Source organism: Rhodovulum sp. BSW8 (genome assembly GCF_003314725.1).
In the GTDB taxonomy this organism is placed as follows: domain Bacteria; phylum Pseudomonadota; class Alphaproteobacteria; order Rhodobacterales; family Rhodobacteraceae; genus Rhodovulum; species Rhodovulum visakhapatnamense.
The window spans coordinates 125,356-143,675 of record NZ_QNVX01000027.1; the positions used below are offsets into that span (position 1 = coordinate 125,356).

The 18,320-nt window shown below is 70.2% G+C and carries 12 protein-coding genes; 6 read left to right on the forward strand and 6 right to left on the reverse strand.

What is annotated here, in order from left to right:
* Positions 1 to 187 precede the first annotated feature (187 nt).
* Together DSD19_RS22630 and DSD19_RS21475 are read left to right on the forward strand one after the other, a co-directional pair.
* On the forward strand, positions 188 to 1,729 hold the full coding sequence (locus DSD19_RS22630) for an ExeA family protein (RefSeq protein ID WP_113669854.1): 1,542 nt from the start codon (positions 188 to 190) through the stop codon (positions 1,727 to 1,729).
* Entirely contained in the window at positions 1,686 to 2,522 is an 837-nt protein-coding gene (locus DSD19_RS21475; RefSeq protein ID WP_133260429.1) for an SEL1-like repeat protein, read from the forward strand. Before DSD19_RS22630 ends, DSD19_RS21475 begins: the two co-directional genes overlap by 44 nt.
* 36 nt (positions 2,523 to 2,558) lie before the next feature.
* On the opposite strand, the gene DSD19_RS12745 is transcribed toward DSD19_RS21475, so the two are convergent.
* Positions 2,559 to 3,638 carry a TAXI family TRAP transporter solute-binding subunit gene (locus tag DSD19_RS12745; protein ID WP_113669855.1) on the reverse strand — a complete coding sequence of 360 codons (1,080 nt, stop codon included), beginning with the start codon at positions 3,636 to 3,638 and terminating at the stop codon, positions 2,559 to 2,561.
* A 31-nt stretch (positions 3,639 to 3,669) separates the two neighbouring features.
* Complete coding sequence (locus tag DSD19_RS12750) at positions 3,670 to 5,481, reverse strand: hypothetical protein (protein WP_113669856.1); 1,812 nt, start codon at positions 5,479 to 5,481, stop codon at positions 3,670 to 3,672.
* A 292-nt stretch (positions 5,482 to 5,773) separates the two neighbouring features.
* On the opposite strand from DSD19_RS12750, the gene DSD19_RS12755 reads away from it, so the two are divergent.
* Positions 5,774 to 8,398, forward strand: a complete 2,625-nt coding sequence (locus DSD19_RS12755; protein ID WP_165828123.1) for a bifunctional diguanylate cyclase/phosphodiesterase — start codon at positions 5,774 to 5,776, stop codon at positions 8,396 to 8,398.
* Positions 8,399 to 8,515: 117 nt separating this feature from the next.
* Positions 8,516 to 10,333, forward strand: coding sequence for a hypothetical protein (locus tag DSD19_RS12760; protein ID WP_113669858.1), 1,818 nt, complete (start codon positions 8,516 to 8,518; stop codon positions 10,331 to 10,333).
* 423 nt (positions 10,334 to 10,756) lie between these two features.
* Here DSD19_RS12760 and DSD19_RS12765 read toward each other — a convergent pair whose 3' ends face one another.
* The 4 genes from DSD19_RS12765 to DSD19_RS12780 form a co-directional block, all read right to left on the reverse strand.
* A complete protein-coding gene (locus tag DSD19_RS12765; protein WP_113669859.1) occupies positions 10,757 to 11,551 on the reverse strand; it encodes a xanthine dehydrogenase family protein subunit M in 795 nt (264 codons plus the stop codon).
* A gap of 10 nt (positions 11,552 to 11,561) precedes the next feature.
* Positions 11,562 to 13,928, reverse strand: a complete 2,367-nt coding sequence (locus DSD19_RS12770) for a xanthine dehydrogenase family protein molybdopterin-binding subunit (protein ID WP_113669860.1) — start codon at positions 13,926 to 13,928, stop codon at positions 11,562 to 11,564.
* A 69-nt stretch (positions 13,929 to 13,997) separates the two neighbouring features.
* The gene (locus DSD19_RS12775; RefSeq protein WP_113669861.1) at positions 13,998 to 14,498 is read right to left on the reverse strand and encodes a (2Fe-2S)-binding protein; all 501 of its coding nucleotides are present in this window, start codon (positions 14,496 to 14,498) and stop codon (positions 13,998 to 14,000) included.
* A 22-nt stretch (positions 14,499 to 14,520) separates the two neighbouring features.
* Entirely contained in the window at positions 14,521 to 15,075 is a 555-nt protein-coding gene (locus DSD19_RS12780) for a CoxG family protein (protein ID WP_075786027.1), read from the reverse strand.
* 195 nt (positions 15,076 to 15,270) lie between these two features.
* Between DSD19_RS12780 and DSD19_RS12785 the strand changes: the two genes are divergently transcribed.
* Together DSD19_RS12785 and DSD19_RS12790 are read left to right on the forward strand one after the other, a co-directional pair.
* Complete coding sequence (locus tag DSD19_RS12785; protein WP_075786028.1) at positions 15,271 to 15,975, forward strand: response regulator transcription factor; 705 nt, start codon at positions 15,271 to 15,273, stop codon at positions 15,973 to 15,975.
* Between the two features lie 132 nt (positions 15,976 to 16,107).
* Positions 16,108 to 18,303: a PAS-domain containing protein gene (locus tag DSD19_RS12790; protein ID WP_113669914.1), complete on the forward strand. Its 2,196-nt coding sequence runs from the start codon at positions 16,108 to 16,110 to the stop codon at positions 18,301 to 18,303.
* The last annotated feature ends 17 nt before the right edge of the window (positions 18,304 to 18,320 follow it).

Genomic DNA, 18,320 nt, shown 5'->3' on the forward strand with positions numbered 1-18,320 from the left:
CCCCGCGCCCCCCGGCCCGGTGCCGGCGCTGTGCCGGAGCGGTGCCGGAGGGCGCTTCGGCGCCCTTGCCGGTCCCGGCGCCGCCCCCCTCTTTGGCCAATCGCCGCACCGCCTGCGCACGGGACTCGACCTGACGGGCGCGTTCACGCATTATCGGAAAGGTGGTAAGAGGGACACGGCATCACCCATGTGCGATGCATTCTTCGGGCTGGCGCACCGACCGTTCGGCGTCGCGCCATGCGAGGGGTCCGTGCATTGGACCGACCCGCACTGGCATGATTTCGAACGCCTCCGGCTGGCGCTGATCGACGGCGCGCCTCTGGCGCTGGTGCTGGGCGATACCGGCACCGGCAAGACCACCTTCTTGCGCGCGCTTCTGCGCGACGAGACGCTGGCCGACATCTTCCGCCCGGCCTTCCAGACCAACCCCACCGGCGACGGTCCTGCGCTTTTGCGCTGGATCCTCTCGGCCTTCGGCGCCGAGGCGGGCGCGGCCGATCTCGATACGCTGCTGGCCCGGGTCGAAACCGTGCTGGCCGATATCCGCGCCGCGGGCAGGCTGCCGCTGCTGGCCATCGACGAGGCGCAGGGCCTTTCGGATTGCGGGCTCGAGATGCTCGACCGGGTGGCGCATCCCGACCGGGGCGACGGCGCGGCCTTTCAGGTGGTGCTGGCCGGGCTGCCCGAGCTCGAACCGCACCTGTCCCAGGCCCGCCCCTCGTTCCTGAGCCTCGCCGAGGACAGCGTGGTCCGGCTGAAACCGATGACCGCGGCCGAGACCGCCGATTATATCCGCACCCGGATCGCGGCGGCGGGCGGTTCCGCCGGGACGCTGCTGGATGCCGATGCCATGGCGCTGATCCATGGTCAGGCCCAGGGCGTCCCGCGCCTGGTCAACGTGCTGTGCGACCGCTGCCTGAACGCGGCCTACGCCGCGCGCCAGCCCCGGCCCGACGCGGCGCTGGTGCGCAGCGTTCTGGCAGACTGGACCGACCCGTCCGGCGCCGACAGCTGCGTCTTCGAGACGCCCGATGCGGGCGGGCCGCAGGCGATGCCCCGTCCCGCGCACCGTCCCGCGCACCGTCCCGCGCCCCATGCCGCCCGCCCGGCCGACCCCGCGCCGATGCCGCCCGGGGCGTCCCCTGACGCGGCTCCCGCGGATCGGTCCGGCCCCGTGCCCGAAGCCGATCCCATGGCCGGGACGACCGCGGCACGCCCGCCAAGCCTGCCCGACACGATCCAGTTTCATCTCCCGTCCGACCCCGCACCGTCCCCGGCGGCACCGACGGCACCGGCGACACCGGCCGCGCCGATGACGGACCGGATCTCGGCGAAGCCGTCCCCCGCCCCCCTCGCCGCGCCGCCCGCCGCGGCCCCGGCCGTACCTGCCAGCAGGCGCAGCCGGGGGGGGGCGTGCCATCGCCGCCCTTGCCGGGGCCGGGATCGGCCTTGCTGCAAGCCTTGGCGCGCTGGCGCTTCTCACCGGCCCGGGGCGCGATCCCGCCGCAGAGCCCGGCACCATCGAGCCGCGACTGGCCGCGTCGGGTCAGGGTGCGGGCATCGGACCCGACGCCGCCCTTGCGCCTTTGTCCGACCGGCTGGCCGAGGCCCGCGCCGCCGCCGGAGCCGCCGATGCCGAGGCCCGCGCAGCCGCGCGGCGGCTCGACGATACCCAAGCCCGGCTCGTGGCCGCCGAGAGCCGCCTTGCCGCGACCCGGACCGAGCTTGACGCCATCGAAACGCGGCTTCGCGCCGCCAGTGCCGAGGCCGGCACGGCCGAAATCCGCCGCGATACCGCCCGGTCCGAGGCCGCGCGCGCCGAAGCCGGTCTGGCCGGGCTGCGCGACCGGATCGCCGAGGCCGAGCTGCGGCTTGCCGCGCTGACCCGGCGGATCGACGAAACCGGGGCCGAGCCGCTGATCGGCCTGTCGGCCACCGCCGCCACGCGTCCGGCCCCGAAGCCCCCGGCCGCGGCGCTGGCCGCCGCAGCCGTGCCGCCCGTCACGCTGCATGCGGCCCCGTCCGATCCGCGCGCCGCACAGCGCCTCTATCGGCAGGCTCTGGCCAGCACCGACCTGCTCGACATCGCCATCGCCTATTCCCGCGCCGCGGTGAACGGTCAGGCCCGGGCGGCCTATTATCTGGGCCAGATCTACGAGGTCGGCGACGGCGTGGGCCGCGACATCGACACCGCGCGGCAATGGTACATGACGGCCTCGGTCGAGGTCGACGCCGCACGGGCGAGGCTGTCGGACCTGCCCGAGCGCCCGGCCGAACCCGAGCGCGCCCAGGCCTGGCCGCTGGCCTCGGCCCTGTCCGACGGCGTGGCCGAACTTGTCTGGCAGGGAAGCGGACCCTTCGTGGTCGAACTGGCGCCCGAGCCGGGGCCGCCCTCGGCGGTCTTCGCAACGCCGCTGACCGCCGCCCGGATCGCCCTGCCCTCCCGGCCCGCGCTGGCCTGGTGGCGGGTGCGGGCGGGCACCGGCGCCCCGACCGAGTGGCAGCCGCTGACCCCGGAATAGCCCTTTCCCGGATGCAGGGGCCGCGAAGGCAGGGCCTCAGCAGCCCCCGATGGCGTCGCAGATCCGGCGGCGGTAGGTCGCGTTCGCGGCACTCATCGCCGGTTCGGCCGCAGGGGCCGCGTTGCGCGTGCAGGGCAGCGAGAACTCCGGATCGAGACCCATGTTCACGCAGGCCCCGACCTCCCAGCCGGGCGGAATGTCGGTCAGGTCGACCTGCGTCCATTTCGGATGGCCGGTCTCTTTCAGCTCGGCGAACTTCGCCAGCACCAGATGCGAGATGCTGCGCACCGCGTCGCAGCTGGCGCGGTGATAGCCGTTCTTGCCGATCTGGTATTCATAGGTCATCAGCACCGCCTTGACCGCCACCGCCTCGACCGGGTCGCTCTGGAAGGGATAGGTGTCGGCGGCGATCGTGGCGGGCGTATAGACCGCCTGCAGCACCGATTCGGTCAGCGCCAGCAGATGGAACCGCTCGGCGGAAATCCCGGGATCCTGGAACAGCCTGGTGGGCGCGCCCGCCACATAGAAGAAGGCGTCGATCTCGCCCGCCAGCAGCTGGCGCAGCGACTCGTCGGGGCCGATGGTCACGCGCTCGGCCGCGACCTCGGTCAGGTCGAGCACCAGCGTCGCCGTCACATAGGTGCCGCTGTCCTCGACCCCCACCGCGACCCGCTTGCCCGCCAGATCGGCGAGGTTGCCGATATCGGACCGGGCCAGCAGGTGAACCTCTTCATTGTAAAGCGGAAAGGCGATCCGCACCCCGGCGATGGTCTGGGCGATCTCGGGATCGTTCGAGGCATAGGTGCGCAGATATTCCAGCACGTCGCTCTGGACGATGCCGAATTGGGTAAAGCTGCGCTGCCGCACGCCGACGAAGTTTTCCAGCGACCCCGCGCTTTCGCGCACGTTGAGCGTGAGGCCGCACTCCCCGGCGATGCGGGCGATGTCGCGGCCGAACTGGATATAGGTGCCGGTCGGTCCGCCGGTCAGGATGTTTTTCTCGAACTGCTGGGCAAAGGCGGGCCCGGCGGCAACAAGGCCCGCCAGCGCAAGCCCTGCCAGACCCCCGTCGCGCAGGGCGAAAATGGCGCGCCGGGACCGATGGAAAAGGGACATTCTGAAACACTCCTCTGCGCAGGGGCAGGCGTTAACACCGGCCGAGACCGCGGATCAGCGAAACGAGCGTCTGGCGGTTGATCCCGCCGAACACGGTGCGAAGCGCGTCGGGCGCGCACATTCCCTCGCCAAGCAGGCGTTCCAGCTCGGCGCGTTCGGCCGGACTGGCCTCTTGCAGGCCGGGGGCCGCGGCCACCGCGCGGGCGACGGCATCGCCCGAGGGCGCAGGCCCCGCGCGATAGGCGGGCCGCGCCCCAGGGGCGGGCGGCGACGGAGCCATGACGGCCGCCGCGGCCGGGGTCTCGGGACCGGAGGTGCCGGTCCCTGTTTGGGACGCGTCCGGAAGCAGGCGGCGCGCGGCCTCGATGTCGGCAGCAAGCCGGGTCGCGCGGGCCTCAAGTCCGGCGACCCGGGCTTCGGCGGCCTGCTCGCGTTCCTCGGCCATCGCGCGCGCCTCTTCGACGAGGGTGGCCGCCCGGGCACGGCCATCGGCCATCGCGGTATCGGCCCCGGCCCGGGCCTGATCGCGCATCCGCGTGGCGGCCTCGGTGTCCTGCCGCAACCGGTCGAGCGTCGCGCGCGCTTTGGCGATCTCGGCCTGGAGCACGTCTTTCTCTGCCCCCGCGGCGCGGACCCGGTCTGCCAGGGCGACAGCCTCGGCTTCGGCGGTCGCGGCCGCCGCGCGCGCCGCCTCGGCCCGGTCGCGCGCCTCGGCCTCGGCCGCCATCGCCTCCGCAAGCGCGGTCTCGATCCCGGTCAGGCGGCCCGTCGCCTCCTGGGCCCCGGTCTCGGCCTGTCGGCGCGTGGCTCTTGCGGCGTCCGCCGCCGCTCCGGCCTCGCGGGCGGCGGCTTCGGCGGCGGCCAGATCCGCCCGTCGCGCCTCAAGTGCGGCCTCGGTCTCGGCGATCCGGCCTTCGGCCGCGGCGAGTGCGGACCGAGCCGCCTCGGTCCGGTCCTCGATGTCTTTCAGCGCGGCCGTGGCGGCCCCGGTCCCGGCCCGGGCGTCGTCGGCCTCCCGGATCGCGGCCTCGGCCTCGGCCAGCCGGGGCGCCATGTCCTCGATCTTCTGGCGGGTGGCCGCCAGCAGCGCCTCGGCGGCCGCCTGTTCGGCCTCGGCGCGCTCGGCCGCCGCCTGCGCCTCGTCGCGGCGGGCGCTGGCGCTTCGATTGTCCTCGGCCAGCGCCGCTTCGGCCTCGGCCCTGGACGCCGCCTCTGCCTCTGCCTCGGCCCGGGCGGCCCTGGCCGCCTCGGCAAGCTCGGCCGCCTCGCGCCGCGCCGTCTCGGCCTCGGTGCTCAGACGGTCCAGTTCGGCCCGGGTCGCGGCCGCCCTGCGGTCCGCCGCCTCGGCGGCCTCGGTTGCCGTTGCCACCCTGGTCTGAAGCTCTTGCAGACCTGCCGCCGCATCGGCCTGCGCCGTCCTCAGCTCTTCTGTCCCGGCGTTCAGACGGTCGCGCTCGGTCGCAAGCTCTGCCAGCACCGCCCGCGCGGCCTCGATCTCTGCGGTCAGATCGGACAGTTCGGCTTTCGCGGCCCCGGTCGCCGCGAGGCGGTCCTCAGCCTCTGCCTGACGGCCGGTCAGGTCCTCAAGCCGCGCCTCGGCCTCCGCCAACTCGTTCAGCGCCGTCCGAAGCCGGTCCTGGGTCCGCGTCAGCACCGCCTCGGCCTGGGCGCTTTCTTCGGAAAGCGCTGCGATGATGCGCCGGTAAGAGGCTGCCTGCTGCGACAGATCCTGAACATCCTCAGCGGTCAGATCAAGGCCGGTCGGCGCCGCCTGCTGGCAGATCCCCCCCGTGGCCGACACCGACAGCAAAGCCGCCGTCGCGGCCAGCCAAGCAAAGCGCATCCGTCCCTCGCCTCGTCAAAGCGGTCCCCCCGGACCGGATGACGCAAGTGTGACCTGCCCTTTCCCTCAAGGCAAGGGGGCGCGCCGGTCCGTTCCGCGGCAACCGCGGCGCTTGCCCCGGAACTGGAACGGGATCAGTCGAATTTTCATGGATTTCCGGGGGGACGTTAAGCTTGTGCAAAACCCGCTGCCGCAGGATCGCCCGGGGAACAAAAGACGAACCGCAAATGCTGTGCCCCTGCTCTTTCCGCGCCCCCGCGCCCGATCCGCGCCCCGCCGACGCGTCGGTACCGTGACCGGCTCGCTCTCTGCCGTGCTGGCCGGGGTCAATGTCGGCCGCCGGTTCGTGCTGCTGACCGCTGCGGGTTACCTCACCGCGCTGGCCGCGATCGCGGCGGCGCTGTGGCTTGTTGCCGTCCCGGCGCTCCACAAGCTGCACCTGGCCGCGCTCGAAACCCAGGCCCAGACCCGGGCAGGATCGGTGCAGGACACGCTGAGCCTGGTGCTGGCCGATGCCCTGTCGCTGGCCCACGCGCCGCAAACGGGCGCCTATCTCAGCTCTGACGCGGCGGCCCGGACCACCCGGATGCGCCGCGCGCTCGAGCGGCTGAGCGACGGGGTCACCGCTCAGGTTCTGCTTTTCGACCGCAACGGGACGGTCCGGCTTCGAACCCCGGGGGTGATGGTGCGTCCGGTCTTCGGCCTGGCCGAAACGCGGCAAGGGCTCAGCCAGCTTTCCGTCGGCCGCATCGGCGGCGAACCCCTGATCTCGTATCGCCCCGGCCACGGCGGCAACAGCGCTGACTCGGCCTTCCTGATGTCGATCCCGGTCTTCGCGGGCGGCCAGCCGCGCGGCATGCTGGTGATCGAAAAGCACCTCGATCTCAGCCGCGTGCTGACCGGCGACGCGGTCTCCGCCAAGACCCGGCTGGCCACCGCCTTTCAGGTCGCGATGTATGCCGACTGGACCGGCCATCGCGACGACCTGATCGCCGCCCCGGTCGCGGGCACCGACTTCTTCGTCGTGATCGAGCGCAATACCCGGCTGACCGGGCGGCTCGCCCGCGAGATGGGGCGCGAGGTCGTGCTGTTCACCGGGCTGGCTCTTCTGGTGCCGTTCGTGGCGATGGGATTTGCCGGCCGCCGCTTCATCGTCGCCCCGCACCGCGCGCTGGAACAAAGCCGCCGCGATCTGGCCGCCAGCCGGGACGAACTGACCGAACTCGCGCAGATCGCCCGCATGTCGAGCGACTCGATCGTGGTCTCCGACGCCCAGCGGCGCATCGTCTGGACCAATCCCGCCTTCCTGGCGCTGACCGGCTACACCGCCCGGGAGGTGCTGGGCCGCGATGCCGATACCCTGCTGCAGGGCCCCGGCACCGACCCGGCGGCCGGCCGGCGCCTGCGCGAGGCCATCGCGCGCAAGGAACCTGTCCGCGCCGAGATCCTGAACTACCGCCGCGACGGCACGCCGTTCTGGGCCCATCTCAGCATCACGCCGATTTTCGACGCCGATGGCCGGGTCATCCGCTTTGCCGCGATCTCGACCGACATCACCCGGCGCAAGACCTATGAGGGCGAGCTTGAGCGCGCCCGGCACGAGCTTGAACACCAGGCGCTGCATGACAGCCTTACCGGCCTGCCGAACCGCCGTGCCCTCGAGCGCCTGTTCGCCGGGATCGACCCCGAGGGCGACCCGCGCAGCGTGGTCCGCATCGACCTCGATCATTTCAAGAACGTCAACGACACCCATGGCCACGCGGCCGGCGATCATGTCCTGATCCGGGTCGCCGAGATCCTGCGCGAGGGCACGGATCCGGGCGATGTCCCGGCCCGGATCGGCGGCGACGAATTCGTGATCGTGCTGGGACCGGGCCGCGATACCGACGACGCGATGCGCCTGGCGGACCGTCTGCGCAACGAAATCGGCCGCGATATCCCGTACCAGAACAAGACCTGCCGCATCGGTGCCAGTTTCGGCATTTGCGGCACGGGCGACGGGCTGGTCGACATCGGCGCGCTTCTGGTCAGCGCCGACGCCGCGCTTTACGCCTCGAAGGATGACGGGCGCAGCGCGATCACGCTTTACACGCCCGATCTGCATCGCGACGTCCAGGAAAAGCGAAGGCTTGCCGTCGAGATCGAGCGGGCCGTCCTGAACGAAGAATTCCTGCCCTATTTCCAGCCCCAGTTCGACGCCGTCTCCGGCGCGCTTGTCGGGGTCGAGACGCTTGCAAGATGGCACCATCCGGTGCGCGGCATCCTGCCGCCCGCCGCCTTTCTGGGCCTGGCCGCGCAGATGTCGATGATGCCCGAAATCGACCGCATCATCTATCGCAAGGGCTTGCAGGAGGTCGCCGCCATGAACCGCGCGGGCTTCGACATTCCCAAGGTCTCGTTCAACGCGGGCGTCGCGCAGCTGCGCGAAACCGACCTGCCGGGCATCGCGGCGGCCATCGACATCGGCCCGACCCGGATCGCCATCGAGATCCTCGAAAGCGTGCTGGTCGAGGAACAGACCGACGAATTCGGGTTTCACGTCGATCTTCTGCGCGACCACGGCTTCGGGATCGAGATCGACGATTTCGGATCGGGCCACGCATCGGTGGTGGGGCTGATGCAGCTCGCGCCCGACGTGATGAAGATCGACCAGCGGCTGATCGTCCCCGTCACCCGGACCGAGCGCGCCCGCCAACTGGTGCGCAGCATCGTCGATATCGGCCACACATTCGGGATCGGGGTAACCGCCGAAGGGGTCGAGACCGCCGCCCATGCCGAGATTCTGGCGGCCCTCGGCTGCCACACCCTGCAGGGCTTTCATTTCGCCCGCCCGCTCGCGCCAAAGGACCTTTGCGCCCGGCTGAGCGAGGGAGAGATGGGACGCGGCCGGGACCCCGGCGCCTCCTCCGTCGCCTGAGCGGGACGCATACGGCCAGGTTTCCCTCGGGCTTCAAGGTTTTCGTAACCCATTCGGCGTAGGACCGGGAGTGACTTGATGAGCAGGGAGAATCCCGTGACTGGCTTTGCAAACGAGATGTCCCCGGCGTCGGCGATTCCCGGCCCGGACACCGCGGCCGCGGAGGCGACTGCCGCCGTCGAGCCTCAGCCGACCCACCTTCTGACCATGTCCCGCGGCGCGCCCGAGGCCGTGCCCGCCTCGGCGATGCGGGTGCTGCGCGCGATGGGGGTCGAGGCCGTCATGATGCCCGGTCAGGGTGTCGGGCTGACCTTCCGGCGCGAGATCCCAAATTTCCTGCGGCTCGATCCCTTCCGCCTGACCGATCTCGCCCCCGCCGAATTGCCGTCCGACCCGGCGGCCGAGGTCGAGCTCGCCGAGACGGATGGAACGGACACGGCCGATGCGGACGCCATGGCAGAGGACTCGGCGTCCGAAGAGATGCCGCCCGAAGCGACCGATGAAACCGTCGAGGACCTTGCCGAACACAGCTTTGACCTCGGCGCCGGGAACGTGGAAGACGCCCTTGGGAACAGCCCGGCCACCGACCTTGCCGGGGCCGATGTTCCGGAGTCCGATCCGGACCTGCCGGACACCGACTTTCCCGCGCTCGATGAGGCCGGTGCGGAAGAGACCGGGCTCGACATGCCGGCCGAGCCGGGTGACGCCGAACCGCTCGGCGCCGATGCGATGGCCGGGGATGTGGACGAAGGCCTCTCTGACGAGGCCCCGATGGACCTGACCGGGTCCGGGAGGCCCGCCGACGACGAGACGGCCGCAGAGATGGACGAGGGTGTCGCTCTCGGTGCCGTGGAAACCGTGGCCGAGTCGATGAAATTCGGTGCCGACGAGTTCCATCTCGACGCCGCTGAAGACGACTCGCTCGACACGGTGGGCGAAGACATGCTTTTGGAGGACGAAGGCATGCCTGCCGAGGCCTCCGAGGACCTCGTCTCCGACGAGATGGGTCCCGAAGACACCGGTTCTGTGGACACGGGACTCGAAGGCGTGGGCCTCGAAGACATGGGCCTCGAAGACATGGCCGAGGACCCGTCCGACGCAGCGTTCGACGTTCCTGGCGAGACGGCCGAAGACGACGTCCCGGAGCTCGCGCAGGAATCCGCAGCGGTCGACGCCCTGACGGATAGCGCGCCCGACGATATCGGTGCCGGTCTGGACACCGACAGCGCCGAGACTGCGGAGCTCGATCCCGGGACCGGGACCGAAGGTCCGACCGGCGGCGACACCGGGCTTGACCAGATCATGGACCGGCTCGACCTGATCGAGTTCATGCTGTGCGGTCAGCGCGACGGCGAGGCCGGTTCGGCCGAGTCCGATCCGGGCGAAAGCCTCGGCACGCGGATTTCGCAGATCGAGGCCGGGCTGGCCCGGGTCGAAGCCGAACAGGGCCGTCTTGCCGAAGGGCTCCAGCGGGTCGAGGCCGCCGTGTCCCGGATCGAGGCCGCTCTCGAGGGGCTTGCCGGGCAGGCGGCCGCGTCCGCCGCGCCCCCTGCCGATGGCGCCAGCCTTGGCGACGCGCTCGACGCGGTGGATCAGCGGATCGAGGCCATTGCAGATCGGTTGACCGAGGTGCAATCGTCGCATTCGGGCGAGATCGCCGCGCTGATCGAACGGATCGAACGCCTCGCCGAAACCCAGCCCGAGGGCAGCGTCAGCGCCGATGACATCGCCGCCCGCGCCATCGAGATCGATGCGCTGTCAAGCCTCGTCACCGCGCTTTCGGAACAACTGATGGCGGGCCAGGGCGGCGGCGAACGGAAGGACGGCCTCGAGGAAGTGCTCGAACGTCTCAACGCCACCCAGGAAAGCATCGCCGCCATGGTCAGCCAGCTGGTCGAGGGCACCCCCGCCCCCGAGCGTCAGATCAGCGCCTGATTTTCGTCCGGGCCTCCGCGTCCTCCCCCCTTGCGCGGCCCCGGACAGACCGGCCCCCGGCCCCGATTTCGGGACCGGGGGCCGCCTTTTTCCGCTGACCTGTTCGAAGCCCCTTCCCCGCGACGCCCCGGCGCCGGACCAGACATGTTGCATGGAGCGGGCCGTTCCGGAGATCTGGCCGGATATCGGCGAAAGCCGAGGCGCAGCACGAGGGATCACCGGCCCGATCTTCTCGAAAGCACCGAAAGAGCCGTCACGACGGCACCACGGTGATCAGGCCCGGGAAACGCGCTTTTTCGGGCGACTCGGCATCCGGGCCATAACCAGGGGCTCCCCGTTCCCGGAGGGCCGAAGCCGTCGATTGAGGCGACCGGTCTCAGCCCGCCCCCTGCGTCGAAACGGCCCGGACCCGGAAGCCGCGCCTCAGGCCGCCGCAGCCGCGACCGCCCGCCCGGTCAGGACCCGGATCAGATGCGCGCGGTAGTCGGGCGAGCCGTGCAGATCGCCGATCATGCCCTCGGGGTCGACGCTCAGCCCCGCCACCGCTTCGGGCCGGAAATCGTCCGACAGCGCGGCCTCGGCCTCGGTCCAGCGGAAGACCCCGTCTTCCGAGGCGCCGGTCACGGCCACCCGCACCCCGTCCGCGAACCGCGCGACGAAGACGCCCACCAGCGCGAAGCGCGAGGCCGGCTGGGCGAATTTCACATAGGCCGCCTGTTCGGGCAGCGGAAAGCGCACCTCGGTGATGATCTCGCCCTCTTCCAGGGCGGTCGCAAACATGCCCTCGAAATAGTCGTCGGCCGCGATCTCGCGGGTGTTGGTCCGGATCATGGCGCGTGAGGCCAGCACCGCCGCCGGATAGCAGGCCGAGGGGTCGTTATTGGCCAGCGATCCGCCGATGGTGCCGCGGTTGCGCACCGCCGGATCGCCGATATGAGCGGCCAGATCGGCCAGCGCCGGGTAGGTCGCCGCCGCCTCGGCCGCCACCGTCGCATGGGACGTCGCCGCGCCGATGCAAAGCGCGCCGTCATCGGCCACGCAGATGCCTTTCAGGTCGTCGATGCCGGTCAGGCTGACCAGCCGGGCGGGGCTGGCCAGCCGCTGCTTGAGCGCCGGGATCAGGGTCTGCCCGCCGCCAAGCGCCTGCGCCTCTTCCTGCCCCAGCGCCGTGACGGCCGCGTCGAGCGTGGTCGGACGGTCGATTTCGAACGCATACATGGTCTTCTCCTCAGCCCTGCATCGCCGCCCAGACGCGCGCGGGCGTCAGCGGCATGTCGATATGGGTGACGCCGGTGTGGCCCGCGCGCTGCAGCGCATCGACCACGGCATTGACCACCGCGGGCGGCGATCCGATGGCGCCCGCCTCGCCGCACCCCTTCACGCCCAGCGGGTTATGGGTGCAGGGCGTCGCGCAGGAATGATCGACGCGGTAGAACGGCACATCGTCGGCGCGCGGCATGGCGTAGTCCATGTAGGAGCCCGACAGAAGCTGGCCGTAGTCGTCGTAGGACGCGGCCTCCAGCAGCGCCTGGCCAATACCTTGCGCGATCCCGCCATGGACCTGACCCGACACGATCATCGGGTTGACGATATTGCCGAAATCGTCGGCCGCGGCAAAGGAACAGACGGTGACCTTGCCGGTCTCGGGATCGACCTCGACCTCGCAGGCATAGGCGCCCGCGGGATAGGTGAAGTTGTTGGGGTCGTAGAAGGCGGTTTCCTCGAGCCCCGGCTCGAGTTCCTCCAGCGGGTAGTTGTGGGGGACATAGGCCGCGAGGGTGACATCGCCCCAGGCCACCGACTTGTCGGTGCCCGCGACCGAGAACCTGCCGTCCTTCAGCTCGATATCTTCGGGCGCGGCCTCCATCAGGTGGGCCGCGATCTTCTTGGCCTTGGCGATGATCTTGTTGGTCGCCCGGACCATGGCCGAGCCGCCCACGGCAAGACTGCGCGACCCGTAGGTGCCCATGCCCATCGGCGTGTTGGCGGTGTCGCCATGGACGATCTCGACCATGTCCTCGCCGATGCCGATCATGTCGGCCACGACCTGGGCGAAGGTGGTCTCGTGCCCCTGCCCGTGGCTGTGCGAGCCGGTCATCACCACCAGCCCGCCGGTGGCGTTGACCCGGACGGTCGCGCTTTCATAAAGCCCGGCGCGCGCGCCGAGCTGGCCCACGAGCTGGCTGGGTGCGATCCCGCAGGCCTCGATATAGCAGTTGAGCCCGAGCCCGCGGAGCACGCCGCGGGACTTGCTGTCGGCAAGGCGCGCCTCGAAACCCGCGACGTCGGCGATCTCCAGCAGCTTGTCGAGGGTCGCGTTGTAATCGCCGGTGTCGTATTCGACGGCGACGGGGGTCGCGTAGGGAAATTCGGTGATGAAGTTCCGCCGCCGAAGCTCGACCGGGTCGATCCCCATCTCGCGCGCGGCCTTGTCGATGACCCGTTCCAGCTGGAAGGTGGCCTCGGGCCGCCCGGCACCGCGATAGGCATCGACCGGCACGGTATTGGTGAAGACCGCCTTGACGTTCACGTAGATCAGCGGGGTCTTGTAATTGCCCGCCATCAGCGTGCCATGCAGCCAGGTCGGGATCGAGGGGGCGAAGGTCGAGAGATAGGCCCCCATATTGGCATGGGTCTCGGTCCGGAGCGCCTGGAAACGGCCCTCGGCATCCAGCGCCAGTTCGATCCGGGTGACATGGTCGCGGCCATGGGCGTCAGAGATGAAGGCCTCGGACCGGGTGCAGGTCCATTTCACCGGGCGCCTCAGCTGTTTCGCGGCGAAGGTGCAGAAGGCTTCCTCGGCATAGTGGAAGATCTTCGAGCCGAAGCCGCCACCCACGTCAGGGGCGACGACGCGCAACTTGTGTTCGGGGATGCCCAGCACGAAGGCGCCCATCAGCAGCCGGATCACATGAGGGTTCTGCGAGGTGGTGTATAGCGTCGAGTCCTCGGTCGCGGGGTTGAAATCACCCAGGGCCACGCGCGGCTCCATGGCGTTCGGCACGAGCCGCTGGTTCACCAGATCGAGGGTGGTGACATGGGCGGCGGTCTCGAAGGCGGCGTTGACCGCCGCGCGGTTTTCCTCGACGAAGCCCCAGTCGTAGCAGAGGTTGTTCTTCAGCTCGTCATGGACGAGGGGCGCGTCGGGGTCGAGCGCGGCTTTCATGTCGAGCACGGCCGGAAGCTCGTCGATCTCGACCTCGACCGCCTCGGCGGCATCGCGGGCCTGTTCGGCGGTTTCGGCGACGACGACGGCAACCGGGTCGCCGACATGGCGGACCTTGCCGCGGGCCAGCACCGGGTGGCCGGGTTCCTGCATCGGCTGGCCGAAGCGGTCGGTCACCAGCCAGCCGCAGGGCAGACCGCCCACCCCCTCGAAATCGGCGCCGGTGAAGACGCGCAGCACGCCGGGCATGGCCTCGGCGGCGGATGTGTCGACCCCGGTCAGGCGGCCATGGGCGACCTGCGAGCGCACGAACCAGGCATGGGCCTGCCCGGGCAGGTTGATGTCGTCGGTATAGCGGCCCTTGCCGGTGAGGAACCGCTTGTCCTCGCGCCGCTTCGAGCTGGCGCCGATGCCGTGATCTTTCGGCATTTTTTCCTCCCTGATACGATCTTTCTGCGAAAGATCGGTCCGAATTTTCTGCGAAAATTCGTGTTCGCGTTACTCGGCGGCGATGGCGTTGCCGCCGATGTCGCTGACATCCTGGCCCGATGCCGCGAGGATCGCCTTGACGATGTTGTGGTAGCCCGTGCAGCGGCAGATATTGCCTTCGAGATAATGCCGTATCTCGGCCTCGGTCGGTTTCGGCGTCCCGGCCAGAAGCGCTGCCGCCGACATCACCATGCCCGGCGTGCAGAAGCCGCATTGCAGCCCGTGATGGTCCTGAAACGCCTGCTGGATCGTCGAGAGCGATCCGTCGGCATTGGCCATGCCCTCGATCGTGGTCACCTCGCAGCCTTCGGCCTCGGCCGCGAACATGGTGCAGGATTTCACCGCCTGTCCGTCGACATGCACGACGCAGGCCCCGCACTGGCTGGTGTCGCAGCCGACATGGGTACCGGTCAGACCCAGAGTGTCGCGCAGGAAAGACACCAGCAGCGTCCGCCCCTCGACCTCGCCCGACACGGGCTTGCCGTTCACCTTCATGCTGACCTTGGTCATTTTTATCCTCCCTGGGTCCCTGTCATTCCGCCTCGGCCTTGCGGGTCATCAGCCGCCCGAGCCAGCCCTTGCCTTTCGGCGCATCCTCTGCCGGGTCCGCGCCCTCTGGTTCGGCGCCCGCCTCGTCCGTTTCCGAGGGGCCTTCGACGACCTCCTTGAAGCGGGTGAAGAACTGATCGCTCAGCTTGTGCGCCACGCCGTGGATCATCCGGCTGCCGAGCTGCGCGAGCTTTCCGCCGACCTCGACCTCGACCTCGTAGCCGAGCCGCGTGCCCTCGGAGATCTCCTCCAGCGTCACCCGGGCCGCGCCCCTGGCAAAGCCCGCAGCGCCCCCCTTGCCCTCGCCCGACAGGGTCAGTGCCGAAGGTTCCTCCATGTCGCTGAGGGTCACATGGCCCTTGAAGGTCGCCTTGACCGGGCCGATCTTCTGCAGAACCGTCGCCTCGAACCCGTCCTCGGGATTGCCCGACAGCTCCTGACAGCCCGGCAGGCAGGCCTTCAGCACCTCGTCGGTCAGCAATGCCTCCCACACGGTCGCGCGCGGCGCGGCAATATCATGCGTTGCAGCGAGTTTCATCTTGAGCCCCCTCTTCGCACCCAGCCTAGGGTGCCCGCGCCTCGGTTGCTATTCGACCAAGGGATTATATCCCCCGTCATACTGCCGGCGCGGTCGCCTGCCCAACCCGCCGGTCCGACCTTGGTGCCGATGGGCGCGGCGCCGCCCGCATGCTAGGCTCCGCCAGACCGCAACCAGCCGGGAGACCCAAGGGCCATGACCGCCGTCCAGAACCGCCCGGTCGCAGGACCCGCCCCCCGCCGCTTCGATACGGCGATGGTGATCGACGACCATCCGCTTTTCTGCGACGCGCTGTCGATGACGCTGAAATCGGCCGTGGGCATCGCACGGGTCGAGACCAGCGATCACCTGGAGGATGCGCTTTCGCGGCTCGGCCAGGCGCCGCGGCCCGATATCGTGCTGCTCGATCTGAACCTTCCCGATGTCACCGGGCTCGACGGGCTGATCCGGCTGAAGACGGCGGTCGGAGAGACCCCGGTCGTGGTCGTGTCCTCGATGGCCGACCCCAGGCTGATCGGCACCGCGATCCGGGCGGGCGCGGCCGGCTTCGTGCCCAAGCACAGTCCCCGCGACGTGTTCCGGGCCGCCTTCGCCACGATCGCCGAGGGCGAGGTCTACGTGCCGGACGGCGTGGTTCTGAGCGATCAAACCGGCGCACCGGCCCGCGACGACGCGATCCGGCGGCTCGCGCTGCTGACGCCGCAGCAGGGCCGCATCCTGCAACTGATTTGCGCGGGCAAGCTGAACAAGCAGATTGCCTTCGACCTCTCCATTGCCGAAACCACGGTAAAGGCCCATGTTACGGCCATCATGCGCAAGCTCGGGGTCCAAAGCCGGACCCAGGCGGTCCTGATCGCCCAGGAAGCCAGCTTCTCCGGGGTGATGACCGACCCGAGCTAGCTGCAGGCCAATCGGCCCCGGAACCTGCCGGGGCGCTTGATGGGACGTCGTCTTTGGGAGGAGATGCATGGACCGCACCGCGATACCGGGCCGAGGACAGGTCCGATGCACCACCGCCGCGCGGATCTCCGCATGTCCGACCGCCTGATCCGCCCGCCGGAACCGCCCGAGGACCGGGAGGACCGGGTCCACCGGATCGCGACGCTCCTGACCGGACGAGGCGCGTCCGAGCCCACGGGCCCGTCGCTGACCGACCGCGCTGTCCTGCTCGAGGACGAGGTGCGCGCCCGCACCGACGAGCTTGAACACGCGCTGGACCTGCTCAACGAATCGAATGCGCGTCTGGCCGCGGCGAACCGCGCGACCGAGGCCGCCCGCGCCGATCTGGCCAATGCCATCGAGACGCTGCAGGAAGGCTTTGCGCTTTTCGACGAGGCCGACCATCTGGTGCTGTGCAACAGCCGTTTCGTGATGCAGATGCCCGACGTTCGCGAACAGCTTCGGCCCGGGCTCGGCTTTCAGGCCTATGTCGAGGCGGTCAGCCGGTCGCGGTTCCTGACCCTGCCCGATGGCGACACCGCCGCGGACTGGGCCGACCGCCGGATCGCCCGGCACCGCGACAACCTCCATACGGTCATCAATATCAGCCTGCTCGGGCATCGCTGGATCCAGGTCAGCGATCACCGCACCCAGGACGGCAAGACGGTGATCCTGCAGACCGATATCACCGACATCATGCGCTCGGAACGGCGCGAACGCAGCCGGATGCTGGACGATCAGGCGCGCATGGTGCGGGCCACGCTCGATCATATCAACCAGGGCGTCTGCATCTTCGATCCCGACCAGCGCCTTGTCGGCTGGAACCGCAAGGTCGGGGCGATGCTGTCGATCCCGGTGGCCCAGTTCCGGCTGGGCGCCGATTTCGACCGGCTTTTCGGCCAGCTTGCCGCCGACCCGGCGCTGCAGGTCGACATCGCCCCCGAAGCGCTTCTGACATGGGTCCACCGCACCGACCGCCGCCCGCCGCTTCGGTTCGGGCTCAGGCGGGGCGAGGCCCTGGTGCTGGAGGGTCTGGCCGAAGAGATGCCCGACCGGGGCTTCGTCATCTCGTTTTCCGACGTCACCGCCGCGCGCCGCGCCGCGGGCGCGCTGGCCGAGGCCAAAAGCCATCTCGAACAGCGGGTTCTGGAACGCACGCTCGATCTCGAGGACGCGCTGTCGGTGGCCGAACGGGCCAATGCCTCGAAATCGCGCTTTGTCGCGGCGGCCAGCCACGACCTGCTGCAACCGCTGTCGGCCGCCCGGCTTTACGTCTCGTCCATCGTCGAGGATCTGGCCCAACCCGACCACCGCGAGGTGCTGAGCCGCGCCGAAACCGCGCTGGAAAGCGTCGAAGGCATCCTTGAGGCGCTCCTTGACATCTCGACGCTCGACAGCGGTCAGGCGGCGATCTCGCCCGAACCGGTCGGCATCCGCGATCTCTTTGCCCGGCTGCAGAGCGGCTTTGCCCCCCATGCCGCGCTGAAGGGGCTGGATCTGAGGGTGATGCCCCGCGATCTGACCGTGCGCACCGACCCGGGCTATATCCGCCGGATCCTGCAGAACCTCGTCTCGAACGCGATCCGCTATACAGAAACCGGCCGGGTCCTGGTGGGCGCCCGTCGCCAGGGAGCCTCGCTGAGGCTCGAGGTCTGGGATACCGGCCCCGGCATCGCCGAAGAGGACCAGGAGGCGATCTTTCGCGAATTCCACCGGCTCAATGCCCGCGCCTCGGCCAGCGAGGGCATGGGGCTGGGGCTTGCCATCGTCGAACGCGCCTGCGCGCGGCTCGGCCATCCGCTGGGGCTCTGGTCGCAGCCCGGGCGCGGCAGCGGTTTCTTCGTCACCGTGCCGCTGGCCGAGCCTGCGCCCGTCCGTCCCCCGGCCCCGCCGCTGCCCGAGGCGACGCCGGGGCTGGTCGCGCTGTTGATCGAGGACGATCCCGAGATCCGCCGCGCCCTGCCGATGCTGGTCCGGCGCTGGGGCGTCGACGTGCTGGACGTCGCCGATGCCGACGAGGCGCTGGCGCTGCTGGCCGAAATCGACCTCAAGCCCGACGCGGCCCTGATCGACGACCGGCTCGGAACCGGGACCGGGCTCGCGGCGCTCGACCGGATCGAGGCGCGCTACGGCCCGATCCCGGCCCGCATCGTCAGCGCGAGCCGCAGCCCCGACTTTGCCGCCGCCTGCCGGGCGCGCGGGGTCCAGATCCTGCCGAAACCGCTCTCGCCCGAACCGCTCCGCGCCTTCTTCGCGGATGTCTCGCGCCGCCGGAACGGTCAGACCTGAACCGCAAGCCCGGCAGA

Excerpts from the sequence above, each read along its gene's own strand:
- DSD19_RS12780 (WP_075786027.1), bottom strand. The coding sequence starts at position 15,075 with ATGAAACTCGCTGCAACGCATGATATTGCCGCGCCGCGCGCGACCGTG.
- DSD19_RS12775 (WP_113669861.1), bottom strand. The coding sequence starts at position 14,498 with ATGACCAAGGTCAGCATGAAGGTGAACGGCAAGCCCGTGTCGGGCGAG.
- DSD19_RS12765 (WP_113669859.1), bottom strand. The coding sequence starts at position 11,551 with ATGTATGCGTTCGAAATCGACCGTCCGACCACGCTCGACGCGGCCGTC.
- DSD19_RS12790 (WP_113669914.1), top strand. The coding sequence starts at position 16,108 with ATGTCCGACCGCCTGATCCGCCCGCCGGAACCGCCCGAGGACCGGGAG.
- DSD19_RS12785 (WP_075786028.1), top strand. The coding sequence starts at position 15,271 with ATGACCGCCGTCCAGAACCGCCCGGTCGCAGGACCCGCCCCCCGCCGC.
- DSD19_RS22630 (WP_113669854.1), top strand. The coding sequence starts at position 188 with ATGTGCGATGCATTCTTCGGGCTGGCGCACCGACCGTTCGGCGTCGCG.
- DSD19_RS12745 (WP_113669855.1), bottom strand. The coding sequence starts at position 3,638 with ATGTCCCTTTTCCATCGGTCCCGGCGCGCCATTTTCGCCCTGCGCGAC.
- DSD19_RS12760 (WP_113669858.1), top strand. The coding sequence starts at position 8,516 with ATGTCCCCGGCGTCGGCGATTCCCGGCCCGGACACCGCGGCCGCGGAG.
- DSD19_RS12770 (WP_113669860.1), bottom strand. The coding sequence starts at position 13,928 with ATGCCGAAAGATCACGGCATCGGCGCCAGCTCGAAGCGGCGCGAGGAC.
- DSD19_RS12750 (WP_113669856.1), bottom strand. The coding sequence starts at position 5,481 with ATGCGCTTTGCTTGGCTGGCCGCGACGGCGGCTTTGCTGTCGGTGTCG.